The organism is Thermoactinomyces mirandus (assembly GCF_013868055.1).
In the GTDB taxonomy this organism is placed as follows: Bacteria; Bacillota; Bacilli; order Thermoactinomycetales; family Thermoactinomycetaceae; genus Thermoactinomyces; species Thermoactinomyces mirandus.
Genome location: NZ_JACEOL010000033.1, coordinates 87,537 through 102,908, shown reverse-complemented (window position 1 = coordinate 102,908; position 15,372 = coordinate 87,537). Strand labels below are relative to the sequence as shown.

Genomic DNA, 15,372 nt, shown 5'->3' with positions numbered 1-15,372 from the left:
AATCCACTTTCTCTCTGTCTTGTTTATTCATCTGAAACCATTCCATGCTCTCTCATGCTCATATACGATTGATCACCAATGATCAGGTGATCGATCAATTCAATCCCCAATAGCCTTCCTGCCTCGATCAGCCTCTCGGTTACTTCCAGATCTTCCGGACTTGGAGTCGGATCTCCGCTGGGATGATTATGTACGCAAATAATCGCTGCGGCACTGTTACGGATCGCTTCATGAAAAATTTCCCGGGGATGGACGACAGAGGCATTTAAACTTCCTTTAAAGATACATTGTTTTCCAATCACCTGGTATTTGGTGTTTAAAAATAAGCATACAAAATGCTCCTGTTTTTGAAAACGAAGTTCTTCCATCACAAATCGGGCTGCATCCTGCGGGGAACGGATCGCATAACGCTCCTCAGGCAGCAATCGGGATATCCGTTGACCAAGTTCGACGCCAGCCATGATTTGCACAGCCTTGGCCGGCCCGATTCCGTGAATTTCCATCAATTCCTTAAGGGAAACCTGAGTGAGGGCTTTCAGTCCGCCGATTTTGCTGAGTACACGCTGTGCCAGGAGCATGACAGATTCTCCCGTGCTGCCTGTTCTCAACAACAAAGCCAACAACTCTGCATTGGACAAGTGTTCCGGCCCAAAGCGCAACATGCGTTCACGGGGTCTTTCCTCCTCAGGCACATCTTTGATCATCGGCAATGTACGTTCCATAAACAATATATTCCTCCCCCTGCCGGCTACTCTACTCCCTTTTTCTGGAATGATTTCACATGAAGCAAAACGGTCAGCAAAGGTGCCTGTTCCTTCCAGATTTAATCCTGTGCAATGGAAAAACCAACCTCTGACAACATTTCATCAAGTAATGCCAAAGACATTCCAACCACATTAAAATAACATCCTTCAATCCGGTCTACCAGACAGGCTCCAAGGCCCTGAATTCCATAAGCTCCAGCTTTATCTAAAGGTTCTTTTGTATTTACATACCATGTGATCTTTTCAGGAGTAAGAGACCGCATCCAGACACGTGTCATCCGATGGGATACAACCTCTCCGGTAATTTTACCCTGATTCACAGTCAACAGGGCGATTCCTGAATAAACCTGATGTTCCTTCCCTGATAACTCCCCCAGCATTTGAGCAGCTTCGCGTTGATCCGCCGGTTTGCCCATGATTTCTCCCTGGTAAACAACCACGGTATCCGCTCCAATTACCAGGGCATTTTCACACCGGGCAGCCACGACCCTTCCCTTGCGCAATGCCAGTTCTTCAACCACCTGATCCGGGGACAAGGGCAAGTCTACCGTTTCATCCACATCACTTGTCTGAACACGAAACGGAACTCCAATACGCGCAAGCAATTCTTTTCTGCGGGGAGACCCTGACGCCAATACAATTTCACGTTGCATTTCAATGACACCTGCCTAAATTAACGACAACTGCAAAGGTTTTTCTGTTTTCCAAAATTTTACATTTTATTCTGTTAAGGAAAAAAGCACCCGCTCATCGAGGTGCTGAAAAACAAAACATATCAATTTAAGTTTATCAAATGGGTTAAGGTTCAACAAGTTACTTTCACCTATCCTGCCCAGCCAAATTTTATTGTTTTTTCAACGTTTGCAGCAATTGTTCATAAGCTGCCACATACCGTGCCAAACCTTCCTGCATTTGCCATAGCAAGGCCTGGTTCGGGTTTTTCCGGCCAGCAGTTCCACTTTGAACAGCCTGATCCATTGATTGAATCATCCGGTCAAGGGCCTGCCCTGCTTCTGAAGGGAGCTGGTTTTTGACCGACTGGGTCTGAACCACAAATTGCTGATACTCCCTGGACAGTTCTTCCGTCATTTCAAACGGTAGGGCCTTGTCTGAAGTGGATGCGCCAATTGCTTGCGCTGAGCCGGTACTCAACTTCCGGAAAAGCTGGTTTCCCAGTTTCAGTGCCTGGTTGAGCGGGTTATAAACTTCCGTTTTCAAGGAGGTTTCCCCGTTTAGATGAACATCTTTTAAATAGACAGAAACATTCAGTTTATGATAAATCGCCGATAATTTCAACGCCAGATCCCGGTCCGGAGCCAACCCCAGGTAGATCCGGTAGGGAGCCTGTTCCGACATGACCGCAGCCAACCCTTTGACCCGATATTGTTTGACCGTTTTCTCGGCTCCGGCTTTTTCACTGAAATTTCCCGCCTGCAGCACGACAGCCTGAAGCGGGGGCAATGTCTGAGTCAATACGGTTGTTTCATGAACCTGGTTTCTTTTTTCTGTCGCAGGAGATGGCAACTGCAGGTGATCATCAATCGATCTGGATGAATGGGTTGAATTTTCCGCAAAAAACAGGTTCAACACGGAAAAACCCATGACCGTGCCAATAATCAAGGCTGCGACGGCTGACAAAATGATTTGCCAGATCCTGGACGTATCTTTTTTGGATCGGGTTTTTTTATGCTTAAACGGATTGTTTGGAGAAGCCCACTCCACCACCCGGCTTTTTTTCTTTTGCCCTTCCATCCATCTATCCCATGAATCCAGTTTCGCTTCTTCAAGCCGTTGTTCCCACGAAATTTTTCTGGTTACCTTTTCACCAGGCCATGGTTTCCATGGAATCTTTCCAATTGTCCGTTCAATGGGGCCGGGGCGAAAGGGCGGCTCGCTTGCAACAACAACGGAACAGTCACTTTTCTTTTCTTCGTTCCTTGCTTTGGCCTTTGCTTTCTTTGTACGAATATTCACTTTAAGTCCGGTTTTATGTACATGTGTTCGGGATCTTTTATGGTTATCCATTCAGCCTGCCCCCTCTCTATCATCCTGTCAATATAGTTTATGAGATCATAGAAAAGATAGAACCAAAAAGGGACAAGAAAATTGGAATCCTTTATTTCCCGATCCTCCAGATTATTTCCCACAGAATGTCTCCGCAGAATAAAGCGAGGGCAATGCCCATCCCCAGATGAGGCCCGAAAGGAATCGGGCTTCTCAAACTTTGCCAGCCCTGGCATTTAATACGAGCAGTTGCATAAATCAGCGAACTTACCGTTGCCAGCCAAACAGCCAGAAAAATCAGCGGCCATCCGATTACCCATGCCGCCATGGCCATTAACTTGACATCTCCCCAGCCAAGCCCTTTGCTGATCCAGCTGACCAAAGAAAGTACAGCAGTGATGGCAACTACAGCAAACAAATAGTTATCGATCGACATGGGATCTGAGAAAAAACGGACCAGCATAAATAAAAAAAATCCACCGTACGTGATTAAATTGGGAATAATCAAAAACCACATATCAGTCAGTACGATCAAAAGCAGGAGCCAGATCAGGAAAATCGCCAGCCATCCTTCCAGTCCCGTCCCTAGACGCCATTTGACCCCCCATGCCAAAGCAGCGGAAACCCCGACCATTGTTGCTTTCAGGAGAACTCTGGAATAAGGGGGCAGCGGTATTGATTTTTCCGTTTTCCTTGTTCCGATCCACATGGCCAGATCAGGGAACCAATAGCCCAGAAATCCACTAACACCGATCATGAGAAAAACTTTTTCAGCCATGCGCCGCTGCCCTTTTCAGATTTTCCAGGGCCATTTCCATGGTTTGCATTCCCAGGGATTGATGAGACTGCATGATCGTATAAAGCTGATGAAGTTGATCATTGCGGATCAGGTGTGCCACCGAACGGTGGTTGAGCAAAACCTCAAAGGCAGGTTGCCGTTTCCCACAGGTCAAACGGATGATTTTCTGGGAAACAATGGCCAGCATGGAAGCAGCCAACTGGGAACGAACCAGCGTTTGTTCTTCCGCTGAAAAACTGTCAATAATGCGATAAATCGCTTTTTCCACATCGCCTGCATGCATGGTAGCCATCACCAGTTTGCCCGTTTCCGCCAGATGAAGTGCCGTTTGGATCGCCTTTTGATCCCTTAATTCACCGATCATGATCACATCAGGCCCCTGTCTCAATGCAGCGGCCATCCCTTCCGCGAAACCATTGATATCCTCCCCGACCTCCCGCTGAATCACCAGGGATTTGTCAGAAAAATGAAGATATTCAATCGGATCTTCCAGAGTCAGGATATGTAAGGATTCCGTACGGTTCAATTCCTGGATCAGGGAAGCCAGTGTTGTCGTTTTTCCGCTTCCTGTCGGTCCGGTAACCAGAAACAGGCCTGCTTGGCGGATTACCTTTTTTAAAACCGGTGGCAGCTGAAGTTCTTCCGAATCAGGGATTCGCCCGGGCAGCAGACGGATTGTCAGGGCCAATCGCTTTTGCTTTTGATACAAATGAATGCGTATCCGGTATCTGCCAAAAGACATGGCCGCTTCTTTTTCCTTTGTTTCCTCAGTGCCGATGCCCAGGAATTCCGCGATCTCTTGTCTGGACCCGCGCTGGTTGCCGGTGAGGACTTCGATTTTTCCATCAACACGAATATAAGGAAATTCTTCTTCAATATAATGCAAATCGGTTGCATTTTTAGCTGCCGCCAAATGGATCGCCTCTTCCAATAACACGCTCCTCTCCCTTTCTTCCCCATTTTCATTCAATATTTACCAATTCTATCTCTTTTCCAAAATTCCTGTTAAAGAAGGACAGTCTTGTCCCATCTTGCAATCTTTTATTTTTTCCCGCAAACTATATGTTATATTCAATCCAAATTTTTCAGCTTAAAGGAGTTTCTTATGCTATCCATACAACAACTTTACGGAGGATATTCCAGACAATTTCCCGTGATCAAAAACATTGACTTTTCTGTCTCACCCGGCGAAATTGTTGGATTAATCGGCTTGAACGGTGCCGGAAAAAGCACGACACTCAAAAATATCCTTGGTTTGATCACACCTTTTTCCGGAACTGTTTCAATTGATGGAAAGACATTGACGGAAGATCCGGAAACGTTTCGAAACCAGCTTGCCTATATTCCTGAAACCCCCCTGTTTTATGAAGAACTGACATTGTGGGAACATCTTGAGTTGACGGCGAGCGCTTACCGGATGCCTCCTGACCTGCTTCAGGAACGGGCCCAATCTTTGCTGACCCGTTTTCGCATGCAAAAGGTTAAAAATTGGTTCCCTGATACATTTTCCAAGGGGATGCAGCAAAAGATCATGATCTTGTGTGCATTCCTGGTCAAGCCGCGTTTTTTGATTATTGACGAGCCGTTTGTGGGGTTGGATCTGTTGGCCACCCAATCCTTGCTGGAATTGTTACAGTCCGGGAAAAAAGAAGGAATGGGCATTTTAATGTCAACCCATATTCTGGGGATGGCTGAAAAATATTGTGATCGTTTTGTTCTGATTCATGAAGGGCAAATGCGGTTGAAAGGCACCCTGGCTGAAATGAATCAACAAGCAGGCACACAAAACAAATCATTGGATGAATTATTTATGATTGCAATAGAAGGGAAACAATCATGAACACCAGTGAGTTATTCTATAGCAGAATGAAATCGGCCTGGACCTATGCCATGCGAATCATCCGGGTGATTATCGGAGGCGGAGGCACTCCGCTCATTCTTGGAATCGTTTTGATCGCCCTCTATTTTGCCTATCAACAATTTCTGGCCTGGGTGCCAGCCGATTTTCCCATCGATTTCATGCTGACCATTCCCTATACCCTTCTTGTTACATCCAGCCGGGTCCGAACTTGGGTCAAACCAGCCGATCTGGTATTTCTGCTGCCGGTTGAGACACAAATGAAGCCGTATTTCCGGGCAAGCCTGACTTACAGCGCTGCCGTTCACCTGATTCATCTCGGGATTCTTACCTTACTGGCCTATCCTTTGTTTTTTATCATGTGGAAAAGCAATCTTGCCATTGTTCTGGCTTATCTCTTTTTTACCCTTCTCCAGGTTTACAACGTTCTGATTGAATGGTGGGAAATGCGCCTGACTGTCTCTTTGGCCCGAAACAAAATCCGCATGGTAACGGCAGGTCGTTTTTTTCTGAACGGGGGAACGGTTTTCTTTTTCCTGAACCAACATGCAGCCGGAGTATTGGGAACGGCTGTCGGCCTGTTTGCATTGGGTTGGTATCTCCGCAGACAGGTTCCGGTTATTCCCTATCCCTGGCACCTTATGCAGGCGCAAGAGCAAAACATACGGACACGTTACCATGCTTTGGCAGGCATGTTCGTTGATTTGCCCAGGCTGAAGACACCGGTCAGGAAAAGGAAATGGTTTACCCGCTTTCTCCCGCATTGGTCAACCCAAACAGCTTCAGCCTATTTGTTTTGGCGCGCTTTTTTTCGGAAAAGCGAATTGTTTCCCATCAGTATACGTCTCATTATTTGGGCGATGATCTTCATTGCCGTTTTTCCCAACCGGTGGGTCGTTTTTGCCGTCTATCTGGGCTGTGTATGGATGTTTTCGGTACAGTTACCATCTTTGGCCCATTCCCAACAATATCCCATTATCCACAAATTGTATCCTCTGCCGCCAAAACAGTGGAAACAGGGCTTGCGCAGCATCGGTCTGGTAACCATCGGCATTCAAACCTTATCGATTGCTCTTTTTGCCTGGCTTGCCGGAGCAATGCTCCTGACAGAGACCATGCTCCTGATCGCTGTCGGCGGAATTCTCACCTATACAATCAGCTACTTTTACTTGCCACGGTCCAAACAGCAAAAAATGGCTTGAGAGTAAATCTCAAGCCATTTAAAAAACATATCGGGGAAAGCGTTATTCAGGACTCTGTGCTGTCCCGCCTTACCGGGAAAGCGGTGGGGGACTCACCAATCCGTTTCCGGTGGGCTCTTCAATCCGCTTACGCCCAAACAATTTTACCTGTTTTTGCTGATACTACATCCCGTTTGCAGCAGATTCGAAGTACCTCCGGTGCACCATCTTTTGGCTGATTCTCAAACTGTTCATTTTATTTTCCTTCTTGCAATACCTTGATATCATTCACGATTTGTCCGGCATCCGGTCTCAATCCATCATAAAATTTCACTACTTTTCCGTTTTGGTCGACCAGATAAAACTGTGACGGATGATTTACCAGCACAGGTACATCCGGAGAAGGCCCTTCCTGCCTGGAAACAGCCCCTTTAAAAGTATCTTTCACCAGCTTTTGAATTTCTTCAAAGGAATAACCTGTTACAAAGTGCCACGAGTTGAGATCCGCGCCGTAATTCTTGGCAAACTCTTTCAGTTTTTCGGGCTGGTCGTACTCCGGATCAACAGAAAACGATACAATTTCCGCTTCCATTCCTGCCTGTTTCAAGGCATTCTGGATTTTTAACATATTGGCAGTCATGGGCGGGCAAATATTCGGGCATCGGGTAAAGATAAAGTCTGTCAGCCATATTTTTCCCTTCAAATCCTGAAACCCAAAAGTTTCCCCGTCCTGATTCGTATATGTAAAAAAAGGAACTTGCCAATTCAATGCGGATACATCGTTATTCGCCGCAGTTTGTCCGCTATTCCTTTCAGCTGTGGTATCTGCGTTTGACGCACATCCGGCAACGGCCCAGATCATCACGCCAACCATGATCGCAAACCATTTTACTTTATTCATATCGCTCCTCCTTTCTAACCCAAGGATATCACAATAGCGCAAACAGTACGATATTTTTGATATATTCAACAATAAAAAAAGAGCCTGCATCTTGCCGGCTCTTAGACTCGAAAAAGAAAAACGGTGGTGAGAGAAGAAAGCCTCCAATCCTCCCGCCGAGTTTCATTTTTATCATTTAATGGATTTTACCCGCTTACCCGCTCTTTTTTCAGTTCCAGGGCGAATTGATGGGAAACACGCCAAATATCGCCGGCACCCATCGTCATGACGAGATCACCGGGTTTTACATGCTCCAGCAGATACTTGACAACGTCCTCCTTGGAAGCAATAAACCGTGTATTTTCATTGCAATTTTTCTTGACCAGCTGTGCCAGACGCTCGGCTGTCACCCCGGGGATCGGTTTTTCTCCGGGCGGGGCATAAATGGTATTTAAAATCACCTCATCGGCATCTCCAAAAGCACGGCTGAATTCATCCATCAACAAATGAGTACGGGAATAACGTTGTGGCTGAAATACGACAACCATCCGGCGACCCAGAACCCTGGCTCCCTTTAATGTGGACTTGATCTCCGTAGGATGGTGCGCATAATCATCAACAATCAGGATATCATCTTCCTCACCAATTACCTGAAAACGGCGTTTTGCCCCCTGAAAGCGGAAAAGCGCCTTGGCAATCTGCCCAAAAGGAACACCCGCTTCCAGACATACAATTGTTGCTGCCAGCGCATTGGCAACATTGTGACGGCCCGGGATATTTAACAGAATATCGCCCAAAACTTCCTCTCCGCGCACAACCGTAAACTGAATTTGGCGGAAATTTTCACGAATGTTTATGGCATTATAATCTGCCGGGTTATCAATGGCGTACGTGATTGTCCGTCCCTTGACTTCATCCACCATTTCCCTGACATAAGCATCATCCCAGTTCAATATGGCGGTGCCATCCGGCCTGACCTGATTCAGGAAAGAACGGTATGCCTTTTTCAGGTTCTCAAAATCCCCGCCGTAGTTTTCAAGATGATCCTGTTCAATATTGGTCACGACAGCCAGGTATGGATAATACTCCAGGAAAGACCCATCGCTTTCATCCGCTTCCGCAACCACATACTCGCTATGGCCAGCCTTGGCATTCCCTTTTAACGCAACGATTTCTCCACCAATAATATACGTGGGGTCAACTTCACACAATTCCAGGGTTTGGGCAACCATGGACGAGGTTGTTGTTTTTCCGTGTGCCCCGGCAACGGCAATCCCTTTTTTATTGTTTAAAAGGCGGGCCAGCATCTGGGACCGGTGAAGCACTTCAATCCCCTGTTCCCTTGCCGCAACACGCTCTACATTATCCGGAGCGATACTTGATGAATAGACAACGGTATCCACACCATTTACATGATCAGCACGGTGGCCGATGGCAACATTCGCTCCACGCTCGATTAATTTTTTTACCAGCGCATTTTCTGCTACGTCTGATCCGGAAACCTGATAACCCAAATCCAAAAGTACCCGGGCAATGGCACTCATCCCATATCCGCCAATCCCCACAAAATGAACCCTTTTTTTATTATCCATCGTGAAATCACCAACCTTCATTTAATCCATAACTTCACTTACGGTCCAACAACATTGGCCGTACTGCAGACACCAGGAACAGCGAACCCGCTACAACCCCCAGATCGCCCGCTGCAAGTTTCTCCATGAACACATGAAGCGCTTTTTTCTCTCCGGAAACAGATTCCACAGACAAACGGGGATTGATCTCTTTCAGAATTCGGGCCAGCTCTTCTGCCGCAAGAGAACGCGAATGATCTTCCAGCGATGTAGTAGTAACAAAATCAGCCGCATCCGCCAGGGGCTTCATCATTTCCCTCACCGGTTTATCTTTCATCACCGCGACCAGGAAACCGATCCGGCCACAATCCGTATGATATTTTTTGATCGTCTGTATTAAAGCATTTATTCCTTCTATATTATGAGCACCATCTAACAGAATGTGCGGGGAATCGCTCACTTTTTCCAGGCGTCCTGGCCAGAAAGTCTTTCTCAGCCCGTTCCTGTAATGCTCGGGTTCGATCACCGTCGCATATGCCTGGCGCAATACTTCCAATGTCATCAGTGCCGTTCCCGCGTTCTGCAGTTGATGGTCACCAATGAGCGGAATGGAAAGCCCACTCAGTTCCCGATACACATTTTGAAAAGTAAAATTTTGTCCGTCTGAATCCTGATGAACGTCTTTCACCAGAAAATCTTTGTTCAGCAAATAAAACGGACTGCGATGATCCCTGGAAATGTTTCTGATTACAGGTACCGCTTCCTCTTTCTGACTGCCGCAAACCACAGGTACACCCGATTTGACAATTCCTGCTTTTTCGGAAGCAATCTCCGTCAATGTATCGCCGAGCCAATTTTTATGATCATAACCGATTTCGGTAATCACCGACACCAATGGAAAAACCACATTGGTTGAATCAAGGCGTCCTCCCATCCCGGTTTCCCAAACAACAAACCACGGAAATGCCTCCCTGGCAAAGTAACATAATGAAACCAGTGTCCAGTACTCAAACGGGGTTGGCTTGCCAGGGCCATCCTCAGCCATTTTTTCGATCAGGGGTTTTAATTCATTTGACCAGCGCACAAAAGAGGTTTCTTCAATCGACTGTCCATCAAATTGAATACGTTCATGCCAGGAGGTTACATAAGGAGAAACAAACATTCCGGTGGGATAACCGGCTTCCTTCAACACGGACGCAATCATTGCTGCTGTGGAACCTTTGCCATTGGTTCCGGCTATATGGATAAATTTCAGTCTTCGTTCAGGATGATCCAGCTGGTTGAGCATCCACTCCATGCGCTCCAGACCTGGCTGAATGGTTTGAGCGCATGCATGTTCCATCCATGAAAACACATCATGAGCTGTCTTGAATTGATCCACTCTTCCCTCAGCTTCTTTCCTTGCTAATAAAATGAGAAAACGTTCACTCTGTCCATTTTGCCTGTAATCATTCAATCCGTCAACAAGAAGGGAGGCAGGATTTCTCCCGCCCCTGATTTCCTGTCATCCTTCGATTTCTTTTAACCGGGCGATCACTTTGTCGCGTTTTTCTTTGTACTCTTCACCTTTTTTCCGCTCATTCTCAACCACATGAGCAGGCGCTTTTGACACAAAACCGGGGTTGGCCAATTTCTTCCTGACCCGTTCCACTTCAGCATCCAGTTTTTTCAGTTCCGCTTTCAGCCGGGAAACCGTTTCCCGAATGTCAACGAGGCCTGAAAGCGGCAGAAACAGTTCGGCGCCGGTAACGACAGCGGCCACCGATTTTTCCGGACGTTTCAAATCCGTATCCACCGTCAACCGATTGACACCGCACAACTTCCGGATCACCGCTTCATGATCCGAAATCGAGCCGATTACATCCTGGTCGGAACGGATCAGGAGTTCGATCTGACGCTTTGGCGCTACATCCATTTCAGCCCGGATATTGCGCATCGCCCGGATGATTTCAATTAAAGTTCTCATCTCTTTAACCGCCCGGGGAGATGCAAACTCATCATTTGCTTCCGGCCAGGAAGCAATGGCAATACTTTTGCCTTTGACGGGCAAATGCTGCCAGATTTCCTCTGTAATAAACGGCATCGTCGGATGCAGGAGTCTCAACAACTGATCCAGCACATGAACCAGCACGGACCGGGTTACCCGTTTCGGTTCTTCTTCTTCACCATACAGAGGCAGTTTTGCAAACTCAATATACCAATCGCAAAACTCATCCCAGATGAAATTGTGCAAGATCCGTCCCGCTTCGCCAAAATCATAGCGGTCCAAAAGCCGTGTCACATCACGAACTGTCTCATTGAGGCGGTGCAAGATCCACTGGTCAGCCGTGGAAAACGGCCCTTTCAAACGCAAATCCTTTTCGCTTGTTCCTTCCAAATGCATAAGAGCAAAACGGGAAGCATTCCAGATTTTGTTGGCAAAGTTTCGGGCAGCTTCTACCCGTTCAAACCGGAAACGCTGGTCATTTCCAGGGGTACAGCCGGTAGATAACATATACCGCATGGCATCGGCACCGTACTTGTCGATCACATCCATCGGATCAATTCCATTTCCCAGGGATTTGGACATTTTCCGTCCTTCAGCGTCCCGGACCAAGCCAGTCATCAAGACATCTTTAAATGGAATCTCATCCGTAAATTTCAGGGCCATAAAAATCATACGTGCTACCCAGAAATAAATAATATCATATCCGGTAACCAAAACGTCAGTCGGAAAGTACCGTTTTAAATCCCTGGTCTGTTCCGGCCAGCCCAATGTTGAAAATGGCCAGAGCACCGAGCTGAACCATGTATCAAGAACATCTTCATCCTGCTTTAACCGGTTGTTTCCGCAATGGGGACACTCAGCCGGTTCCTCACGGGCAACCGTCATTTCCCCGCACTCTCCGCAATACCATGCCGGAATCCGGTGTCCCCACCATAACTGCCGGGAAATGCACCAGTCGCGGACATTTTCAATCCAGTTGAGATAGATTTTTTCAAAACGTTCCGGAACAAAACGAACCCCTTCTCCATTTTTCTGTGCGCGAATTGCCCGTTCAGTCAATGGCTTCATAGCCACAAACCATTGTGTGGAGAGATAGGGTTCCACCACAGCCCCTGAGCGTTCACTATGACCGACAGCATGCACATGTTCTTCCACTTTGACCAGGAACCCTTCCGCTTCCAGATCCTTCACAATCTGCTTCCGGCAGTCGAACCGATCCATTCCCTGATATTTGCCTGCTTTTTCATTCATTTTTCCCAGTTCATCCATCACCAGAATCTGCGACAGCTGATGACGGTTTCCAACCTCAAAGTCATTTGGATCATGCGCAGGGGTGATTTTTACAGCACCGCTTCCAAATTCCATATCCACATAATCATCGGCAATGATCGGGATCTTGCGTCCGGTCAGGGGCAAAATCACTTCTTTGCCGATCATACCCTGATAACGCTCATCTTCCGGGTGGACCGCAACCGCCGTATCCCCCAGCATCGTTTCCGGCCGGGTGGTTGCAATCTGAATAAAGCCACTGCCGTCAGCCAAAGGATATTTGATGTGATACAAGGCTCCCTGTACCTCTTTATGGATAACCTCGATATCCGAAAGCGCCGTCCTGGCAACCGGGTCCCAGTTAATGATATATTTGCCCCGGTAAATCAGCCCTTCATCATAAAGCCGGACAAACACTTCCTTAACGGCATCAGACAATCCTTCATCCAAAGTAAAGCGTTCCCGGCTGTAATCAAGGGACAAGCCCATTTTCCGCCATTGGCTGGCAATGTTTTGCGCATACTCATCTTTCCACTGCCAGACAACTTCCAGAAATTTTTCGCGCCCGAGCTCATGGCGGCTGATTCCTTCTTCCCGAAGCTTGGCTTCCACACAAGCCTGTGTGGCAATTCCGGCATGGTCCATCCCCGGCAGCCATAACGCGTCATAGCCCTGCATCCGCTTGAAACGGATCAGGATATCCTGCAAAGTATTGTTCAACGCGTGTCCGATGTGCAAATTTCCCGTTACGTTTGGTGGAGGAATCACAATCGTATACGGTTCTTTGTCCCCTTTTTCCCCGGCTTTGAAATATCCTCCCTCCAACCAGTAATCATACCATTTCGCTTCTGCCTGTCTGGGATCATAAGTCTTGGCCATTTCAGTCATATTCGTACCTCCATTTCTCATTGCTTCCCATAAAAAAAAGACCCTTCATCAGCAAAGGACGAAAGATCTTCGCGGTACCACCTTTATTCACTAACAGATTGATAAACCATTAGTGCACTCAAATCAGATAACGGGCGGTACCGGATCATCCTACTCTCTTCATGGCGGATTTCAGACGACCTGCTCAAGGATGACATTCAACGGTTAAACCCAGAAGAAACCTTTCAGCCCAGGGTTTCTCTCTCTGACTGGCTTAATCCGTCTACTCTTCCTTTCCTCGCAATTACATTTTTTATCCATTGTTATTGGTTATTATATTATATAAAGCCGTTTCTGGTCCAGACCATAACACAAAAGACAAGATATATTCATGTGAAAGCAACCCGGAAGCCCATGTCACCGGCGAAAACCAATAAAAAACCTCAGTCCAAAGTCACACGCATTGGTTAAACGTTGACTTTTTCTGACCGAGGTAATTTACACACAATTTCGGGCTTGATCTATATATACAGCTCATATAGTAATCTTCTTACCAACATTATCAAAGACCTGTCGTCACTAATGTCATATAAACCTTTATAAAAAGTATAGGTTTTCCCATAAAGCCTCTTCTCTTCCCTTGCCATTGCCAACAAAAAGTCCCTTATGTCCTTGGCATGCTTATTAACAGATTCTTCACCCATTAATAATACCTTATCCAAATGCTTCTTGATCGCTTCCCTGTCGTTTTCCATATCCAAACCCCAGGCATCTGCCAACTCTTTATATTCCCTTCCAGGAAATCTCGACACAGTTGTCCCCATATTATCAACAGGTTCAGGCGTCTTCCAATCATCAGAAAGCTCATCGGACTGTTCGTCTTTAAAAACTTCTCTCTCATGAGAAGACTCAGAACCAGGCTCCAAATCAGACATAGATAACTTAATCACCAGAGACTTTCCATCAACAATCTTGGACAACAAAAACAGAACAAAATAAGCCGGGATAGAAAGAACCCAAACCAAAAAGACAGATTCCCAATAATCCTCACCATCAAAAACAAAGAAAGAAGTTAACAAAATTACAGGCAACAAAACAGTACATATTACTCTCAAGACACGAGTAAACAAACTTTTTTCAAACTTGCTGAACCATTCAACTGACAACCTGGCCATTTTAATAAAATACTCGTGTACTTTACCCAAAAAATTGGATACTTTGGCAAGGTATTCTGATACTTTAGGCATTTTTGGACTCAACTTAAACTTCATAGATAAACCTCCCTTATCCTGTAATTTTTTATCTAAAAATACAAGTGAAAAGAAACTAACTAACACACATCCATAAATACCTTTAAAAACACTTTCAGAATAAAAGTAAGAAAATGAATAGATCTACCGTACCTATAAACATCATATCAAAAATATGCTGATGAACTTTTTACACACAAAATAAAAAACTGACAATCTATAGTCAGTGCCAGCTTGTTGACAAAGTGGCCGGGAGTCAATTTTTGAGCTTCGTTCCCTGGTCGCTTCGCCTGATTAAAATCTCCCAGTCACTTCGCCCAAAAATCTTCCTCCTGCTCGGTTTTTATTTATTGTCTGCTCATCCTTGTATAATAGGATCAGGTTTATCCATAAAACAAGTATCTAAATTTATCACCACCAAAGCAACAAGCAATGAAGTCCGTTTATCCCTCATTTCGAATCTGCCAATGTTTTTCGGCCAATGTGTCCAATTCGTCCTTTTCCCCCAATGTAAATAGAGATAAGACTTCTGAATCTCGCCTGCGACGGATTCGGTGATGACTTCCCGCCTGGGCCCGGGCAGTCAAAATCTGTTGGTACCCGGACAAAAAATAAAAAACGGCGAAAACGCCGCTTCAAAATATAATGAAATAATTTCCCGAATTATGAATGTACACCAAAAGTTTGCTTGATAAATTCATACATTGCCTGGGGATCAGCCAAAAAAGCCAACAGCAATACTGTACATAACAGCAGCAGACTGAGAAAAGTCAAGAACAAAACACCTTTGTAAGCTTTTCTAAACATTAATTTTACTGCTCTCAAGTCTATAAACCCCTTCCTGTCTGCATCCGAAGTCTTTTCATTTTAACATATTCCTATTCTCCACTTTTTGTACTCATCTGTCCAGTATTTAAAAAAGTAGCTGAATAATGAATTTTC

The 15,372-nt window shown here is 45.9% G+C and carries 15 protein-coding genes and 1 other annotated feature; of the genes, 3 read left to right on the top strand and 12 right to left on the bottom strand.

Translation table 11 applies throughout. The features are described 5' to 3' along the window. Positions 1-23: 23 nt before the first annotated feature. From radC to H2C83_RS10635, 5 genes are all read right to left on the bottom strand, one after another. On the bottom strand, positions 24-722 hold the full coding sequence (gene radC / locus H2C83_RS10655) for a RadC family protein (protein WP_281364142.1): 699 nt from the start codon (positions 720-722) through the stop codon (positions 24-26). A 101-nt stretch (positions 723-823) separates the two neighbouring features. After that, complete coding sequence (locus H2C83_RS10650; protein ID WP_181740529.1) at positions 824-1,417, bottom strand: Maf family protein; 594 nt, start codon at positions 1,415-1,417, stop codon at positions 824-826. Positions 1,418-1,607: 190 nt separating this feature from the next. Continuing rightward, complete coding sequence (locus H2C83_RS10645; protein ID WP_181740527.1) at positions 1,608-2,789, bottom strand: SPOR domain-containing protein; 1,182 nt, start codon at positions 2,787-2,789, stop codon at positions 1,608-1,610. Positions 2,790-2,880: 91 nt separating this feature from the next. Beyond that, positions 2,881-3,546, bottom strand: coding sequence for a prepilin peptidase (locus tag H2C83_RS10640; RefSeq protein ID WP_181740525.1), 666 nt, complete (start codon positions 3,544-3,546; stop codon positions 2,881-2,883). Further along, a complete protein-coding gene (locus H2C83_RS10635) occupies positions 3,539-4,537 on the bottom strand; it encodes a type IV pilus twitching motility protein PilT (protein WP_181740523.1) in 999 nt (332 codons plus the stop codon). The genes H2C83_RS10640 and H2C83_RS10635 overlap by 8 nt, the downstream gene beginning before the upstream one ends. A 135-nt stretch (positions 4,538-4,672) precedes the next feature. On the opposite strand from H2C83_RS10635, the gene H2C83_RS10630 reads away from it, so the two are divergent. The 3 genes from H2C83_RS10630 to H2C83_RS10620 are packed head-to-tail and all read left to right on the top strand — an operon-like array spanning position 4,673 to position 6,845. Beyond that, complete coding sequence (locus H2C83_RS10630; protein WP_181740521.1) at positions 4,673-5,407, top strand: ABC transporter ATP-binding protein; 735 nt, start codon at positions 4,673-4,675, stop codon at positions 5,405-5,407. Then, the gene (locus H2C83_RS10625) at positions 5,404-6,627 is read left to right on the top strand and encodes an ABC transporter permease (protein ID WP_281364141.1); all 1,224 of its coding nucleotides are present in this window, start codon (positions 5,404-5,406) and stop codon (positions 6,625-6,627) included. The genes H2C83_RS10630 and H2C83_RS10625 overlap by 4 nt, the downstream gene beginning before the upstream one ends. After that, entirely contained in the window at positions 6,624-6,845 is a 222-nt protein-coding gene (locus H2C83_RS10620) for a hypothetical protein (protein WP_181740517.1), read from the top strand. The genes H2C83_RS10625 and H2C83_RS10620 overlap by 4 nt, the downstream gene beginning before the upstream one ends. Positions 6,846-6,862: 17 nt before the next feature. On the opposite strand, the gene H2C83_RS10615 is transcribed toward H2C83_RS10620, so the two are convergent. The 7 genes from H2C83_RS10615 to H2C83_RS10580 form a co-directional block, all read right to left on the bottom strand. After that, positions 6,863-7,507, bottom strand: a complete 645-nt coding sequence (locus H2C83_RS10615; protein ID WP_246333857.1) for an SCO family protein — start codon at positions 7,505-7,507, stop codon at positions 6,863-6,865. Positions 7,508-7,692: 185 nt separating this feature from the next. Next, complete coding sequence (murC, locus tag H2C83_RS10605) at positions 7,693-9,078, bottom strand: UDP-N-acetylmuramate--L-alanine ligase (protein WP_181740513.1); 1,386 nt, start codon at positions 9,076-9,078, stop codon at positions 7,693-7,695. A 34-nt stretch (positions 9,079-9,112) separates the two neighbouring features. Next, positions 9,113-10,513 carry a bifunctional folylpolyglutamate synthase/dihydrofolate synthase gene (locus H2C83_RS10600; RefSeq protein ID WP_181740511.1) on the bottom strand — a complete coding sequence of 467 codons (1,401 nt, stop codon included), beginning with the start codon at positions 10,511-10,513 and terminating at the stop codon, positions 9,113-9,115. 48 nt (positions 10,514-10,561) lie between these two features. Continuing rightward, positions 10,562-13,201 carry a valine--tRNA ligase gene (locus H2C83_RS10595; RefSeq protein ID WP_181740510.1) on the bottom strand — a complete coding sequence of 880 codons (2,640 nt, stop codon included), beginning with the start codon at positions 13,199-13,201 and terminating at the stop codon, positions 10,562-10,564. Between the two features lie 51 nt (positions 13,202-13,252). Next, positions 13,253-13,488: a binding site (T-box leader), on the bottom strand. 213 nt (positions 13,489-13,701) lie between these two features. Next, on the bottom strand, positions 13,702-14,451 hold the full coding sequence (locus H2C83_RS10590) for a hypothetical protein (RefSeq protein ID WP_181740508.1): 750 nt from the start codon (positions 14,449-14,451) through the stop codon (positions 13,702-13,704). 422 nt (positions 14,452-14,873) lie between these two features. Continuing rightward, on the bottom strand, positions 14,874-15,038 hold the full coding sequence (locus H2C83_RS10585) for a hypothetical protein (protein ID WP_181740506.1): 165 nt from the start codon (positions 15,036-15,038) through the stop codon (positions 14,874-14,876). Between the two features lie 55 nt (positions 15,039-15,093). Then, positions 15,094-15,255 (bottom strand): hypothetical protein, encoded by a 162-nt coding sequence (locus H2C83_RS10580; protein WP_181740504.1) that lies wholly within the window; start codon positions 15,253-15,255, stop codon positions 15,094-15,096. Positions 15,256-15,372 lie beyond the last annotated feature (117 nt).

Bases quoted from the DNA above. Each gene is read 5' to 3' on its own strand.
- radC (WP_281364142.1), bottom strand. From the start codon at position 722: ATGGAACGTACATTGCCGATGATCAAAGATGTGCCTGAGGAGGAAAGA.
- H2C83_RS10650 (WP_181740529.1), bottom strand. From the start codon at position 1,417: ATGCAACGTGAAATTGTATTGGCGTCAGGGTCTCCCCGCAGAAAAGAA.
- H2C83_RS10645 (WP_181740527.1), bottom strand. From the start codon at position 2,789: ATGGATAACCATAAAAGATCCCGAACACATGTACATAAAACCGGACTT.
- H2C83_RS10640 (WP_181740525.1), bottom strand. From the start codon at position 3,546: ATGGCTGAAAAAGTTTTTCTCATGATCGGTGTTAGTGGATTTCTGGGC.
- H2C83_RS10630 (WP_181740521.1), top strand. From the start codon at position 4,673: ATGCTATCCATACAACAACTTTACGGAGGATATTCCAGACAATTTCCC.
- H2C83_RS10625 (WP_281364141.1), top strand. From the start codon at position 5,404: ATGAACACCAGTGAGTTATTCTATAGCAGAATGAAATCGGCCTGGACC.
- H2C83_RS10615 (WP_246333857.1), bottom strand. From the start codon at position 7,507: ATGAATAAAGTAAAATGGTTTGCGATCATGGTTGGCGTGATGATCTGG.
- murC (WP_181740513.1), bottom strand. From the start codon at position 9,078: ATGGATAATAAAAAAAGGGTTCATTTTGTGGGGATTGGCGGATATGGG.
- H2C83_RS10595 (WP_181740510.1), bottom strand. From the start codon at position 13,201: ATGACTGAAATGGCCAAGACTTATGATCCCAGACAGGCAGAAGCGAAA.
- H2C83_RS10590 (WP_181740508.1), bottom strand. From the start codon at position 14,451: ATGAAGTTTAAGTTGAGTCCAAAAATGCCTAAAGTATCAGAATACCTT.